Source organism: Sporosarcina limicola, from assembly GCF_014873855.1.
In the GTDB taxonomy this organism is placed as follows: domain Bacteria; phylum Bacillota; class Bacilli; order Bacillales_A; family Planococcaceae; genus Sporosarcina; species Sporosarcina limicola.
On record NZ_JADBEL010000008.1, the window covers coordinates 38,051 to 52,055 of the forward strand.

Annotated in this window: 12 protein-coding genes and 1 pseudogene; 9 read left to right on the forward strand and 4 right to left on the reverse strand. The window is 37.7% G+C overall.

Translation table 11 applies throughout. The features are described 5' to 3' along the window. Positions 1–290: 290 nt before the first annotated feature. Positions 291–512 carry a small, acid-soluble spore protein tlp gene (locus H4683_RS08720; RefSeq protein WP_192598463.1) on the reverse strand — a complete coding sequence of 74 codons (222 nt, stop codon included), beginning with the start codon at positions 510–512 and terminating at the stop codon, positions 291–293. 389 nt (positions 513–901) lie between these two features. On the opposite strand from H4683_RS08720, the gene H4683_RS08725 reads away from it, so the two are divergent. Beyond that, on the forward strand, positions 902–1,891 hold the full coding sequence (locus H4683_RS08725; RefSeq protein WP_192598464.1) for an SEC-C metal-binding domain-containing protein: 990 nt from the start codon (positions 902–904) through the stop codon (positions 1,889–1,891). Here H4683_RS08725 and H4683_RS08730 read toward each other — a convergent pair. Continuing rightward, on the reverse strand, positions 1,888–2,277 hold the full coding sequence (locus H4683_RS08730; RefSeq protein WP_192598465.1) for an SLAP domain-containing protein: 390 nt from the start codon (positions 2,275–2,277) through the stop codon (positions 1,888–1,890). The two genes, H4683_RS08725 and H4683_RS08730, sit on opposite strands and share 4 nt — an antisense overlap. Positions 2,278–2,682: 405 nt before the next feature. On the opposite strand from H4683_RS08730, the gene H4683_RS21350 reads away from it, so the two are divergent. The 6 genes from H4683_RS21350 to H4683_RS08760 all read left to right on the forward strand — a co-directional run bounded on the left by H4683_RS21350 (position 2,683) and on the right by H4683_RS08760 (position 9,460). After that, entirely contained in the window at positions 2,683–3,069 is a 387-nt protein-coding gene (locus H4683_RS21350) for a YdeI/OmpD-associated family protein (RefSeq protein WP_338062436.1), read from the forward strand. An 808-nt stretch (positions 3,070–3,877) separates the two neighbouring features. Further along, positions 3,878–5,119, forward strand: a complete 1,242-nt coding sequence (locus H4683_RS08740) for an Nramp family divalent metal transporter (protein WP_225941994.1) — start codon at positions 3,878–3,880, stop codon at positions 5,117–5,119. A gap of 20 nt (positions 5,120–5,139) precedes the next feature. Then, positions 5,140–6,156, forward strand: a complete 1,017-nt coding sequence (locus H4683_RS08745; protein WP_192598467.1) for an NAD-dependent epimerase/dehydratase family protein — start codon at positions 5,140–5,142, stop codon at positions 6,154–6,156. Then, positions 6,156–7,211 (forward strand): dihydrodipicolinate synthase family protein, encoded by a 1,056-nt coding sequence (locus H4683_RS08750; RefSeq protein ID WP_192598468.1) that lies wholly within the window; start codon positions 6,156–6,158, stop codon positions 7,209–7,211. Before H4683_RS08745 ends, H4683_RS08750 begins: the two co-directional genes overlap by 1 nt. 63 nt (positions 7,212–7,274) lie before the next feature. Continuing rightward, the gene (locus H4683_RS08755; protein WP_192598469.1) at positions 7,275–8,597 is read left to right on the forward strand and encodes a GGDEF domain-containing protein; all 1,323 of its coding nucleotides are present in this window, start codon (positions 7,275–7,277) and stop codon (positions 8,595–8,597) included. Then, positions 8,594–9,460, forward strand: coding sequence for a Gfo/Idh/MocA family oxidoreductase (locus H4683_RS08760; RefSeq protein WP_192598470.1), 867 nt, complete (start codon positions 8,594–8,596; stop codon positions 9,458–9,460). The genes H4683_RS08755 and H4683_RS08760 overlap by 4 nt, the downstream gene beginning before the upstream one ends. 417 nt (positions 9,461–9,877) lie before the next feature. On the opposite strand, the gene H4683_RS08765 is transcribed toward H4683_RS08760, so the two are convergent. Together H4683_RS08765 and H4683_RS08770 are read right to left on the reverse strand one after the other, a co-directional pair. Next, complete coding sequence (locus tag H4683_RS08765; RefSeq protein ID WP_420826552.1) at positions 9,878–10,840, reverse strand: DUF1646 family protein; 963 nt, start codon at positions 10,838–10,840, stop codon at positions 9,878–9,880. A gap of 315 nt (positions 10,841–11,155) precedes the next feature. Then, positions 11,156–12,649, reverse strand: a complete 1,494-nt coding sequence (locus H4683_RS08770) for a peptide MFS transporter (protein WP_192598472.1) — start codon at positions 12,647–12,649, stop codon at positions 11,156–11,158. A 260-nt stretch (positions 12,650–12,909) separates the two neighbouring features. On the opposite strand from H4683_RS08770, the pseudogene H4683_RS08775 reads away from it, so the two are divergent. Together H4683_RS08775 and H4683_RS08780 are read left to right on the forward strand one after the other, a co-directional pair. Continuing rightward, positions 12,910–13,317, forward strand: a pseudogene (locus H4683_RS08775) (DUF1259 domain-containing protein). Between the two features lie 17 nt (positions 13,318–13,334). Then, positions 13,335–13,577 (forward strand): hypothetical protein, encoded by a 243-nt coding sequence (locus H4683_RS08780; RefSeq protein WP_225941995.1) that lies wholly within the window; start codon positions 13,335–13,337, stop codon positions 13,575–13,577. Positions 13,578–14,005: the final 428 nt, after the last annotated feature.

Genomic DNA, 14,005 nt, shown 5'->3' on the forward strand with positions numbered 1-14,005 from the left:
ACCATGTTCATATTTGAAAGTGTTGACCGATTGAAAAATGCAGAAAACATGGAGTTTTGAACATCATTTTTATGAGCAATAACTTGACTTTAGGGAGAGATTTATATTTTATTTAAATCATAAATATTTCGAAATGAGTAGCATATTATTTTTGTGATTACAGATTTAATTAAAAAAAGGGGAACAATGATATGAGAATAATTATATTTATAGCCCAGTAATTTCAAAATGTACTGGGCTATAAATAGTTAATTATTAGAATTCCATCGCAAGAAGAGTGCCCTGTATTTTCACAGATACCCGTTAATCCGTGATTTATTTTCTTCGCTAATTTCATTTCGCAAATTTTCAATGCTCTCTTCACGGCGTGAGTTTTTTTCCCTGATTGCAGCAAGTTCTTTCCCTTCAGCTAATTCCATTGCTTCTTCTGCCGCTTCCATATTACTAATTGTTTTCTTTAACCTGTTTACATTGTCATCTGAATCATTCGGTTTTGGGGTGAACCTAGACATAATACGCCTCCTTTTTTAAAAATATCTTTAAAAGATAGCATTCCCAAAATTTTAATGATTATTTGTGGAATTTATTTCTTTAAAAAAGTGGATGCTGGCGAGCTATAGTACTTGATATTGCACCAAAGCCACCTAGCCAAAAGCCCGTTGCCATCCGTTACGAATTAGTAAGGCCCCTAGATTTAGTAATAACCTATTGCTTTTTTGCTAAGTTCCTCTGTCATTCAAATTGAATATCCATTTCCAAGCCCATTCTTATGCTCCTAAAGGAGGAGAAAGGGTTTTTATTTAAGAAACAAGGGGGAATTGCTTCATTTGTATGATGTTCGGGACAATTTAATACATGATAGACTAGGGAGGTTGTTAAATTTTTAAAAGGAAGTGCTTTCGTGGTAGGACGTAATGATCACTGTCCGTGTGGCAGTGGAAAGAAATATAAAAAATGTTGTGAATCAAAAGAAGTTGTTTTGGTGAAAGATGTTCATTTAGAAGAATTGGAACGGATTTTACAAACCTTTTACGAAGAGTTCCCTCGTCGAAAAGACATTCCAGAGTTTCTGGAATTACTAAGTAAATGGGAAAGCGCATTACAAGAACATCTAAGCAAAGAAATGATAGCAGCGATTGTACTTGATGAATTTTTCTTCCTTTTCCGAACGGATTTATGGACGGGGTATTTGGAAAAGCAACAGAAGAAGCAATTGCGCCCTTCCGTTGTGAATATACTCGAAACATGGCAGAAACCTCGAATTTTCATAGGTGAAGTGCTAGAGGTAGAAGCGTCTTATATGGTAGTGAAAATGGTTTTAGGCAATGAAATCATTCAGTTAAAACGCGAAAGTGAAAAGCCAGTTTCGGTAGGCGCGTTTTTGTATTGCTTCATTTTACCGGATGGTAATTCGATGAAAAATCATTATTTGGCGGTGTCGAGTTTAATCTTCTTCCCGGTCGATCATGATGTGGTATTTAAGAATATTGCAAAACAGTATGAGATGGAGCAGGAACAGTCGGTTGCTGTGTTTTGGAAGGAAAATAGCATCACATTTTGGGAGAGGCTCGGAGAAGACGGTTATGACGGTGGGGAGTTTACGGAGTTTGAAACAGGTGTCCTTATCAATGTGATGGAGTTTTTGGAGAAGTATGAACGGGAATCTGATAAGTTGTTGGAATTCGTAGAAGATTATTTGGTGGAAATACAGCCGAATGCACGGAAAGAGGTTGCAATCGCAGCCGGGGCCATCCGGTTTGGTATGGAGAATGCGTATTTCGAGCCGCTTCAATTATCGCTCAAAGACATTGCCGAATGGTTCGGTGTTTCACCTCCTTCTATGAATAAGTATTATAAAGAATTGGTTGAGTATGCGGATGCCAAGGCTTAATTGGTTAGAATCAGTTGCACCTTCCATTGTTCGTTTTGGGTGACGTTGCTTTGTACAGTATGTGGCGGAAAGATGAATGACCAAGGCATGGCAGCTCGGACTGGTATGACAATGGTAGGTGTAAATAGATGGCTTGCAACGATAGCTAAGTTGCCGTTTGATACATTTACGAAGATCTGTTGGATATGAAGAGGTGTGTCAAATCCGTTGCAAATAAAGACCGTTGCCACAATGCCACCTTTTTCCTTTCGTTTCACAAGGATGGGGAAGGCCGAGACTGACTCGTCTATTAAAGTGAAATCGGCTAGTAACTGTTCGTAATGCTCTTTTTGTAATGCGGATAATGATTGATCCCAAACTGAATGAAACGCTAGTGTAATCGTCATAGAAGTACCTCGCTTTCCGAGTTTCGTTCAAGGAGATTGTAAAAGGTTTTTTGTTGTTTGAACAGCTGGTATAATTAGAGTATAACGAAAGATTATAAAAGTTGCGAAAAGGAAGGGGTCCGAATGAATTCCAAAAAGAGTATTATCGAATAGCTTAATAACAATAGTATCTCACAAAGCTTCTGCTAAATATATCTGATGATATTAATGATTTCACTGCGCTTGAATTTGACACGACTGTTAGTAAAGAGAAATATGACTTAATTTTTGTTTTCATTTTTAATTTGCAGAGTTTCGCCAAACAGTTGGAACTGATTATTGAAAAGAATTTATGAAATGACAATGGATATGTATTCTTTGCTTATCCTAAAAAGAACAATCCCCAATACGAGGCGTATATTGAGCGTGATTGTTTTTTTTGAACAGATTCCAGTTGATGTGGATGGTTATGTATACGGGAGCACGATTAAGTTTGCACGCATGGTAAGTTTTAATGAAGTATTTACTGTTTTTGGACTTAAATCGGCACCAAAGAAAACCAGTGCTAAAAAGAGTCAATGTGTTGACGATTATATCGATCATGTTGAAGATATAAAAATCTATTTTGCAAGTCATAAGGAAACGTTAGAAAAATACAAACAGTTAACTATTGGCTATCAGAAAGTCTGGGCGCGGTATGTTTACAGTACGAAGAAGAATGAAACGCAAGAAAAGCGACTGCAGGAAATGATGATGATGATTTTAACTGAAGGCGATAAGTCGAAAGATTTGTATAGAAAAAAGGGGTTGTGAAATGATTAGCAACCCTTTTGGTAAAATAGTAGAGACTAAAAACTATTGGAATTAATCCAAGAAAAAAACATAGCTTAATCCAACCGCCGATAAAGGTGCTTCATGCATCTTTATCGGTATTTTTTATTCAAGTATTTACATTTCACTTCAAAAAAATCATTATTATGTCATGTGCTATACCGTATAGCATAATAGGTAGTTTTATTAAACGGAGGTGTTTGTGATGAAATACAGGGGTGGGCCGATGTCCGAGCAAAGTACTATGTGTTATTGACGTTTATGAATCTGATTCATGGATATGGACTTATGAATGCCATTACTGTGGTTTCGAATGGCAGGGCCAATTTGGGGCCATGCACACTTTACTGTAAGCCTTGTTGAACGTATTTGGCCATCGGGATTACAGGATGAATGGAACTATATTGATGTAGATTTTTTTAAAAATCCTACAATACTTGATTATTCAAATGCTTTCAAATTACTATAATAAAGTACATAGTACATCAAATGATAGCGCTGATTGACTGAAAAATTCAGAAGGAAATGGCCACTCACTAGTTTCCGAATAGAAGAAAAAGGGGTTTGCAGAACTAACGTGTGAAGAAGAGTCTGGACAACGCGGACGCCAGTTAAAAAGATATGCATTATTTTATGAATAATGCCAGGCTCTAAAACGGTTCCGAATTGTTTTAGAAACTGACATACTTTTTTGAAGATATATTAAAGACGTATTAAAGACATGTCAATAAATCAAAGTATGATTTAAGATAATGGTGAAGGTTCTGAAAATAAGAAAGGAGGAATGATAATGGTGGAAAAGAAAGTGCATTCAGCCACTGATAGTACGGGGAAGCGTAAGGGGAGTATACTTAAATATGTTGGACCGGCATTCATTACATCCGCGTTAATGTTAGGTCCGGGAAGTTTGACTTTGTCCTCTAAAATTGGAGCTGTTTATGGGTCACAATTAGTTTGGGCAATAGTTGTCGCAATTGTTCTCATGATGAGTTACACAGAAATGTGTACCCGAATCGGACTTGCAGCAAAAGAAAGTTTCATAGGTGTCATGTTAACTAAGTGGGGGAAACCTGCCGCTGTATTAATTGGATTTGGCGCGTTTCTAGTCACATCTTCATTTCAGGCTGGAAATTCGATTGGTACAGGTATAGCAATGCATGCGCTCACAGGTATCAATTCGAATGTTTGGATTGCCATTATGACATTTCTTGCAATCGCATTATTGTTTACAAAACAATTTTACGCAATTTTAGAAAAGCTAATGTTAGGTTTAGTTTTAATCATGCTCACTGCGTTCTTGGTTACATTTATTGCGGTTAAACCCTCAATTTCAGCTATATTTAGTGGGTTTGTTCCATCTGTTCCCGTTGGTAGCATGGGATTGATTATTGCGTTGTTTGCAACAAGTTTTTCGATTGTTGGCGCAGTGTATCAATCATATTTAGTGCAAGAGAAGGGATGGACAATAAAAGATGCAAAATACAGTATTCGTGAATCGTATGTAGGTATTTTTATTTTAGGGTTTATTTCATTTTTAGTAATGATGGCAGCGGCAACTGTTTTAAAACCCAAAGGACTCATGGTAAACAATGCATCTGAAATGGGTTTATCTCTTGAACCGATATTTGGATCTTGGGCGATGGTTGTGTTTATGATTGGGTTGTTAGGTGCTTCATTTTCTTCGTTAATTGGAAACGCAACGATAGGTGGTTCAATGTTAGCGGACGGACTTGGTTTTGGTAGTAAGTTGTCGAACGTGAAGGTGAAACTCTCGATTGTTGCTGTAATCCTAATTGGCTCAATCGTTGCTGTTATATTCGGGGCGGCTCCAGTAAACTTGATTGTTTTTGCACAAACAGTGACAATCTTCATAGTTCCTTTCATAGCAATTTGTATATTGGTTGTGGCAAATGATAAAAAAATCATGGGTTCGCTAAAAAATAAAGCTATGAGTAACACGCTAGGAGTTATGGGTTTACTTGTATTGCTATACTTAGCATTTAATAATTTCAAGAATATTTTTCTCTCTTAATTAGTGAAGGAGTGTGTAGAATGCTAGATGTGAAAAGTTTAGAAGATTTTATGACAAAACCTTCAGAGAAGCTCATTGAAGATATGAAGCAAATTGAAGGGAATATAATGATTTTGGGCATTGGTGGCAAGATGGGTCCGACGCTTGCAATGATGGCAAAAAAAGCAATCGATGCCGCAGGTTTGAAAAAGAAAGTGATTGGTGTATCTCGATTTTCAAACGGTACTTTACAAGAAGAATTAGAGCAAGCAGGAATTGAAACAATTGCGACTGATTTGTTGGATGAAGAACAATTGAAAAACCTTCCCATGGAAAAAAATATAATTTATATGGCAGGTAACAAATTTGGGACTGCTGGAAATGAACATTTTACTTGGGCGATGAACACATATCTTCCAGGCCGAGTAGCGGAGCATTTCAAAGGTTCCACTATTGTTGCATTTTCTACTGGGAATGTGTACCCATTAGTACCTGTTATACAAGGAGGATGCGATGAACTTCACCCCGTTGCGCCTGTTGGTGAGTACGGACAATCATCACTTGGAAGAGAAAGGGTATTCACTTACTTCTCCAATAAAGATCAAACGCCTTTAACTATTTTTCGACTGAACTATGCAATTGATATGAGATATGGAGTCTTACTGGAGATTGCTCGGTCAGTAAATAGTGGGTCTCCGATTGATTTATCCATGGGGCATGTAAATGTCATCTGGCAAGGTGATGCCAATGAGTATGCAATTCGCTCGTTGTTAATCGCAAGCACACCAGCAACTCTTCTCAATGTTACTGGACCTGAAACACTCTCAGTAAGGTGGCTGGCGAATGAATTCGGACGATTACTTGACAAAGTACCTGTTTTTATTGGAAGTGAACAAGAAAGCGCCTTGTTAAACAACGCCAGTAAAGCACATCAATTATTTGGCTATCCGAGCGTTTCTATACGTGAAATGATTGAATGGACAGCTAATTGGGTAGCTAATGACGGGGAAACATTGAATAAACCAACACACTTCCAGGAACGTAAGGGGGAATTTTAATGTCTCTCTCAATGAAGCTGAAAAGGCATTTACACGAAGGAGCATTTATACCTGCACATCCTCTTGCATTAACATCCGAGAAGCAGTTAGATGAAAAAGCGCAACGTAGATTGACTAGATACTATTTGGATGCGGGAGTAGGCGGCATTGCTGTAGGCGTTCATACGACACAATTTGAAATTCGTGATCCTGCTTTTAATCTGTATGAAACGGTTTTACGAATGGCGGCGGAAGAAGTCGATAAAGCCGGGCTTAATCGACCATTTTTGAAAATAGCAGGCGTTTGCGGTGGTACGGAGCAGGCAGTCGCCGAATCAAAAATCGCAAAAAAATTAGGCTACGATATGGTATTACTTAGTAACGGAGGGTTGAATGACCTATCTGAAAAAGAAGTATTGGATCGTACTCGAGAAGTTGCAAAAGAGATGCCCGTATTCGGTTTCTATCTTCAACCGACCATTGGTGGACGCGTGTTCAGTTATCAGTTTTGGGAAGAATTTGCTTCGATTCCGAACGTCTTAGCGATTAAAATGGCACCATTCGACCGCTACCTTTCATTGGAAGTCATTCGCGCAGTAAGTGCTTCAGAAAGAAGTGACGAAATCGCTCTGTACACCGGGAATGATGATAATATTGTAGTCGACTTATTCACTACTTATGAATTCGAGCAGAACGGAAAAAAAGGTACAAAAGAAATCGTCGGTGGTATGTTGGGACATTGGGCTGTTTGGACACATACAGCCGTCAAAATGTTTGAAGAAATTAAAGAAGCACGCCAGGGTGGCCAAATAGATAAAAAGTGGTTTTCTATTGCCCAACAAGTGACAGATGCAAATTCAGCATTTTTCGATTCAATTAACCAATTTAAAGGAAGTATTTCAGGTATTAATGAAGTACTTGCTAGACAAGGATTACTTGAAGGTAATTGGTGTTTAGTTGATCATGAAGTGTTAAGCGCGGGGCAAGCTGAAGAACTTGACAGGGTTTATCAAACATATCCACAATTACATGATGATGAATTCGTACAAATTTTTCTTGCAAAAGAAGATAATTAATAAAAAATTAGGAAAGGCACACCCTATTTGGTGTGTCTTTTAACAATAGAGGGAGATGAGTCGATGGAAACGCATATTAAAGTAGGGGTAATTGGACCGCTTTGGATTCGTGAAACGTTAAAACGGTGTTTTGATTTATTTCCTTCTATTAAACCGATATTTCGTCTCTCAGATCTATTAACAGAAGCGAAAAACTTCACAGTCGAATTAAGAGATGAAGTGGATTGCTTATTTTATTCGGGGCGAATTCCTTATCTTATTGCAAAGGAAGAAATACCCGTTCATATTCCGGCATTTTACATTCCCCTTAAAGGATCTGGCTTATATAGTGCACTTTACCGTTTAAAAAACAAACGGGATTTTACATATATAAGTTTCGATGGAATACAATCTGAGTATATTGAGATTGCTAAGAAAAACTTGGGAGAAAATTTTGAATATAATATTTTTACTGGAACTGTCTCTCTCGAAAATATTGAACTTCTTATTAATTACCACAGAGAAAATATGAAGAGTAGGCCAAATGGGGTTGTTACGACAAGCTTAAAAGTAGTGAGTGAACATTTAACGGGTATAAATATTGTGAATGAATGGTTAAAGCCGTCTGAAGAAGACATGATTGTAGCGATTGAAAGAATGTTACTTGGGACAAGTCAACGTAAACAAAAGGAAATGCAAATCGTTTTCGGGAGAATTTTTATAGAAAATTCTTCCTCGTTTATTAATGAATTTGCCACTGAACAACAAGTACAAAAGCGGAATCATGATATTTACCGAATGCTTCTCCACTTTGCAGAACAAATGAGTGGTTATGTAACTGCATTAAGCGTGAACGAGTATTTATTTATTACGAACCGAGGAACATTTGAACGGGTTACGGAAGGATATAAGTCGCTACCTTTATTGGGAGAAGTGAAAAGGAAGTTAAACGTAGATTTGTCTATGGGAATGGGCTTTGGTTTTACAGCATTGGAAGCGGGTTCTCATGCAAGGGTAGCGCTCGTCCAAGCTCAGGAGAATGGAGGTTCCTGTTGCTTTATTGTGAGGGAAGATCGAAACGTATTTGGACCAATCGATTTTGTTACGCCATTAAAATATTCTTTAACCGTCACAAATCAGTTATTGATTGATAAAGCTGAATCGATTGGAATGAATGCAGCCCATTTAGAAAAGACAATGGCGTTAATCAGAAGAAAAAAAACGAATGAATTTACAGCGTTTGAAATGGCATCTGTTTTGGGCATTACAACTAGAAGTGCTCATCGCATCGTCCAATCTTGGCTAGATGCTGAAATAATTGAAATAGTAGGCACAGAAAAAGTATCAAGACGGGGAAGACCGCGACAAGTTTTTTCTTTTCTTGATAAAGGGGAGGATTTATCATGAATATTGGATTAATTGGCTTGGATACATCTCATAGTGAAATTTTCACACGTCTAATAAACGACAATGAAGATCCCTTTCATGTGAAAGGCGGAAAAATCACACACGTAATCCCGACATTTTCAAAAGACATGGCGATAAGTAGCGAACGTTTCCCTACTTATTTTGAGATTGTCAAAACGAAATACGGCGTCCAGCCAATAGAAGACGTAGAAGAATTAATGAAACTTGTTGACGCAGTAATTATCGGAACGGTAGACGGTAGAAATCATTTGGAATGGTTTAAGAAAGTAGTTCGTTATGGGAAACCTATTTTCATCGATAAACCAATTGTCATGAGTAGCGTTGAAATGGAAGAATTGATGAGACTATCGATACAATATGGTACGCCTATAATGAGCTCATCATCACTGCGTTTTTCCGAATCAGTCATGAACATAACAGACAAAGAACAATTACGAAGTGGATATTTCTATGGACCTGTACCAATGCAGGAGAAAATGCCAGGCTATTTATGGTATGGAATTCATTTAATCGAAATGATTGTTACCATTTTTGGAACAGATATCAAACAGATTAAGTTGAAATCTAACGAAGACTACGAATACATCAATATGATTTTTAACAACAAAGCCGAGGTGATTGTTAGGGGGGAGAATGTATGGCATGATCGCTTCGGTGCGGTTCTTCATTCATCTGAAAATGTCCACACGTTAAAACTGTGGCAAGAGAGAAAACCATATTATGCAGGATTAATTGAACACGTAATGGCTTTCTTTAAAAGTAGGATAACTCCAGTGCCATTAGTGGAAACAGCAGAAATTATAAAGATTGTTGAACGTATCAACTCGTTGAAGAAAGTATAATAGAGAAATAACCTAAAAGATATATTCTAGTAACTAAGATTCATATGAACTGAAATTTTTGTAAATGATTTCTCGTTTAACACATTTAAGAGTTCACTTATTTGTGGTTTTTGTGTCCTTGTCCATGAGATTTCTCCTCTTAATACAATTTCGGAATGGGAATTTTTTAGTTTTCGTTGTTCAGTTGAGATTAATTCACCAAATGATAAATTTAACACATGATTTCTGCGCAATCATGACAGCTATGAATATGCCGAGTAACCAGTCAATTCATATAAGTTGAACAAAAGATCATCGGCCCATTTATACTTGAATAGTTGAAACAAACGCGTCAAACAAACATATGTAGAATCAACAAAAGTGTAAAACTTAAATTCAACTTATACAGATACGAATTTTTAATTTGGGCGGTGGCACTCAGCCGTATATGACTAGTACGATAAAATACATGGCCATTGTAATAAAACCGATGGGCACACCGAAACGTGCCCATTCGATACTTGTAATATTGAGTTTGCCGGCGGCGATGATATTCGGAATGTTCCCCGGAATGAGCATTCCACCGCTGATGAGCAAACCGAGTAAAATTGCCTTGATAGTTTGTGGAGTCATTGAGGGACTGATTTCAGCGGATGCCAATGTGGCGTTATCCAATACCGCGGAAATCATATTAATCCAATACAGCATCAAAGGACTCGTATCGAGGAGATACGCCGTTATCAATGGTTCAAACCCTGCCCCAAGTAACGTCAAAGCCATGACAAATAGATAAACTTTAATACTTCGGATAATGATTTCAGTGTAGGATTCAATCTTTCGTTTTGGTGGCAACGTATTCATTTTCTTCTTTGGATGAATGAGCATCGCAGCAAGTATCCCAAAAATAAAGACTGCTGGAATGACGGCGGGGCCTATCAACTTCATTAAAAAGAAAAAATCTTCATTCAGTTTGCTGGTGGCAATGGTGGAAAGTGGTTCGCCAATGGGTGTAAGTGCAGCACCCAGTCCAATCGAAAAACAGGCTAAAACCACAAATCTTACTTCCGATTTTCGATCCAGCCGTAGCACGCCTACGATGGACACAAGAATGATTGCGGCAATGATTGCTGTAATGATGCTTGAAAGAAGGCCAAGGGTGATGACGATGGATCCTAGGAACAGACGGTGAGGTACCGCTTTACTCGTTCTGAGGATTCCTTTTTCGATTGGAACCTGCATCCATTTGAAAAGGATTCCGGCGAAAAGTACCGCTAAACTAATATGTATCGGATCTTTTACTGATTTAATGATAAGAGGTATGTCTACTACTTGACTGATTAGAACAGCCCAAATTCCCATTAGGAATAAAAAAATTTCTAAATTCTGCTCAACACTTTTCATTGTGAATGGAAGTAACAGGACAAGTAATAGGATTAACAGTAGCCAAAACAATGGGAGTACACTCCTTTTCACATTGACACCAAACGGGGTTTCTATCATCTTATTTTTTAGGCGGGGAGTTTATTCGGAAAAAACATTTTTAGTACATATGTTCTTATATTGTGACATTTATCTTGGGTTGTAGTACAATATGGATATTGAGTTCGAATTATTGAAACGAAAATACAGCTACTAATAATGTCTTGTCGATATTGATTACTAACATAAAACAAGCCAGCCCCATACAATGGGACTGGCTTGTTTTTATGTCTTTCCTTACCGTATATCACCCATGTATCGTTGGATGACCGGTGAAATGAGGAACAATAGAAGACTGAGAAAAATAGCAGTTCCACCGATAATACCGAAATAAAGCATTTCATTTTTTTCGGAATAAAACTGAACAAGTTGTGCGTTGAGAGCTTGTGCAGCGGCATTCGATAAGAACCAAAGACTCATTGTTTGTGAAGAGAATGCCACAGGTGCTAATTTCGTCGTTGCTGATAATCCAACAGGTGATAGACATAATTCACCTAAGACAACAGTGAAGATGCTTAGAACGAGCCATAGTGGGTTTACAAGGGAATCTGTACCGCCGAAATAAGCAGGCAATAAAATGACGATGAATGAGAGCCCTGCAAACAATAAACCTAACGAGAATTTTTGTGGAGTAGTTGGTTGACGATCCCCCAGTTTCATCCAAAGCCATGCAAACACGGGTGCAAGCAAAATGATAAACATCGGATTAAACGATTGGAACCATGTAGGGGAAATTTTGATTCCCATGAAATTCAGGTTCGTCCTTGTGTCTGCGTACATTGCAAGAATTGTTGAACCTTGCTCAGCAATTGTCCAGAACATGACAGCAGCTATGAACAGAGGAATATACGCGATGATATGCGATTGTTCCATTTTCGTCGTCTTCGGACTGAAATACATGACTAGAAAATAGACTGTAGGAATTAAAAAAGCCAGAATTCCGACCAGAAGAATGAATGAATTAAACGTCAGCCATCCTCTTGGAATAGCAATCGCTACTACTATGGAAATTAGAATTGCCGCAAGACCGAAAATAGTGAACACTTTTTTCTTCTCGGCGGATGACAGCGGATTAGCAACTTGAACACCAGCCATACCAAGATTTTTCTTTTTCGTAAACATGAACACGATCAATCCGAAGAACATACCAACAGCAGCTAGGCCAAACCCTAAATGGAAGTTATACTTCAAACCGATTGTTCCGACGATAAGAGGGGAAATGAAGCCACCCATATTGATGCCCATATAGAAAATACTGAATCCTGAATCTTGGCGATTGTCACCATCCACGTAAATATCGCCGACGATAGTAGAGACGTTCGGTTTTAATAAGCCAGTCCCGATAACAATTAATATCATAGATACGAAGAACAGTGCTATGTTCCCTGGAATTGCAAGTGCGATATGTCCGAGCATGATAAATACCCCGCCATAGAACACGGCCCTAGATGTACCGAATACACGGTCTGCAAGCCATCCACCAATGATACCGGACATATAGACGAGTGAACCGTAAATTGATACGATTGAAAGGGAAAGTGTTTTATCAAGTCCGAGTCCGCCCTGAGATACTTCGTAGTACATATAGTAAACGAGTAGTGCTCTCATCCCATAATATGAGAATCGTTCCCAGAACTCTGTGAAAAATAGTGTGAACAAACCTTTAGGATGTCCAAAAAATCCTTTCTGAGGAACACTTTCTGCAATCTGTTGTTTAGTTAACTGTGACATCTAGATGCCTCCTTCATATTCTACTATAATACATTCAGGTGTTTTCAATTGTCAAAAATAATTTATGGAAACAATATTATTTAGAAAAACGTTGTTATTACGATGTTTCTGTATTTTTTTAATTCCTTGAATAGTATAACGAAATTTTTTTAGTATAATGATTGTATTAATTGAAATAGCAGGCTTTAGTATACATTTATAAATGCCTGTATTCATAGAATGAGGTAGTTTGAAAATGAATTTTTGAAGGGAAATCAGGAATAGATAATTTTACTACGCCGTGTAATCGGTTTGAGGCAATTCTTCGAGGGAAAAGTACGGTTCATGAAGGAGTTTGTACAGTATCGTGTCATAGGGATATGAATGTGACGTTTCAAGGCGAACCAAGCACTTCAGTTATATCCGCTGATGTGTTGTTTGAATCATTAGATAAACTAGGGGTTGCATTGAATTTAGCGGAAGTTGCAGAACTTCAATAAGAGATTCCTTTATTTATGCAGTCTGTAACACAACAAGGGCTGATTGTAGGTGCTCTACATAATCATTGGTTATATATGAATCCTGCACTATTCTACATCTCTATTCAATTTGTTGAGTCACCGATGGATTTTGCGAAGAAATTGGCTTATTCATTTTCATTATTGAGTTGTTCAACGGTTGCTGAATAACTTGGTTAGGAGGAGAAATGTTGGAAATCTATGATGTTGTATTGATCCCGTTGATCATCGGGATGGTTCAATTATTGAAGCTATATGGCATGCCAAAGCGATTACTCCCTATCGTGGCATTGGTTTTTGGTGTTGTTGGCGGCATCATTTATGTCTATCCACATGACATAAAAGCAGGTACCCTCGTAGGATTAATGATGGGTCTATCTGCGAGTGGGCTGTATTCAGGGGGGAAAGCAGTGGTCAAGAGTGAAGTGTAGTCTGTTACAATGAAAATAAGAACGTGTGATGGGTTATTTCTTTGGTGTCGGAGGTTCATGCGTAAAGGGGGTGAAAATATGAATTTAGTTGATCCGTCAAAGTCCTTGGACTTCATCCTGGCGATGACTCAGGAATAGAATTACCCTTTTTATTTCCTAATCTTTTCGGAAGCTCTGAAGGAACCCCTATTTTAGACTTAATAAAGAATAGACTTGAAATTAGTAAGTTCTCTAATTCGGAGCTTGAAGTTATAAATAGTATTGAATATTTACATTCCCCTACCGATGTATTAAAATTACGTTGTTTTGGTCAGAATCCAACTATTTATGAATCGTTGAAAGAAGAAAATTTATTAGAAATAACACGGATTTTCGAACAAAACGCTACAAATAAAGGCTTACCTATTACATTTTCTCGTTATGTTGTT

Excerpts from the sequence above, each read along its gene's own strand:
- H4683_RS08720 (WP_192598463.1), bottom strand. The coding sequence starts at position 512 with ATGTCTAGGTTCACCCCAAAACCGAATGATTCAGATGACAATGTAAAC.
- H4683_RS08730 (WP_192598465.1), bottom strand. The coding sequence starts at position 2,277 with ATGACGATTACACTAGCGTTTCATTCAGTTTGGGATCAATCATTATCC.
- H4683_RS08740 (WP_225941994.1), top strand. The coding sequence starts at position 3,878 with ATGGTGGAAAAGAAAGTGCATTCAGCCACTGATAGTACGGGGAAGCGT.
- H4683_RS08745 (WP_192598467.1), top strand. The coding sequence starts at position 5,140 with ATGCTAGATGTGAAAAGTTTAGAAGATTTTATGACAAAACCTTCAGAG.
- H4683_RS08750 (WP_192598468.1), top strand. The coding sequence starts at position 6,156 with ATGTCTCTCTCAATGAAGCTGAAAAGGCATTTACACGAAGGAGCATTT.
- H4683_RS08755 (WP_192598469.1), top strand. The coding sequence starts at position 7,275 with ATGGAAACGCATATTAAAGTAGGGGTAATTGGACCGCTTTGGATTCGT.
- H4683_RS08760 (WP_192598470.1), top strand. The coding sequence starts at position 8,594 with ATGAATATTGGATTAATTGGCTTGGATACATCTCATAGTGAAATTTTC.
- H4683_RS08765 (WP_420826552.1), bottom strand. The coding sequence starts at position 10,840 with ATGAAAAGTGTTGAGCAGAATTTAGAAATTTTTTTATTCCTAATGGGA.
- H4683_RS08770 (WP_192598472.1), bottom strand. The coding sequence starts at position 12,649 with ATGTCACAGTTAACTAAACAACAGATTGCAGAAAGTGTTCCTCAGAAA.
- H4683_RS08780 (WP_225941995.1), top strand. The coding sequence starts at position 13,335 with ATGTTGGAAATCTATGATGTTGTATTGATCCCGTTGATCATCGGGATG.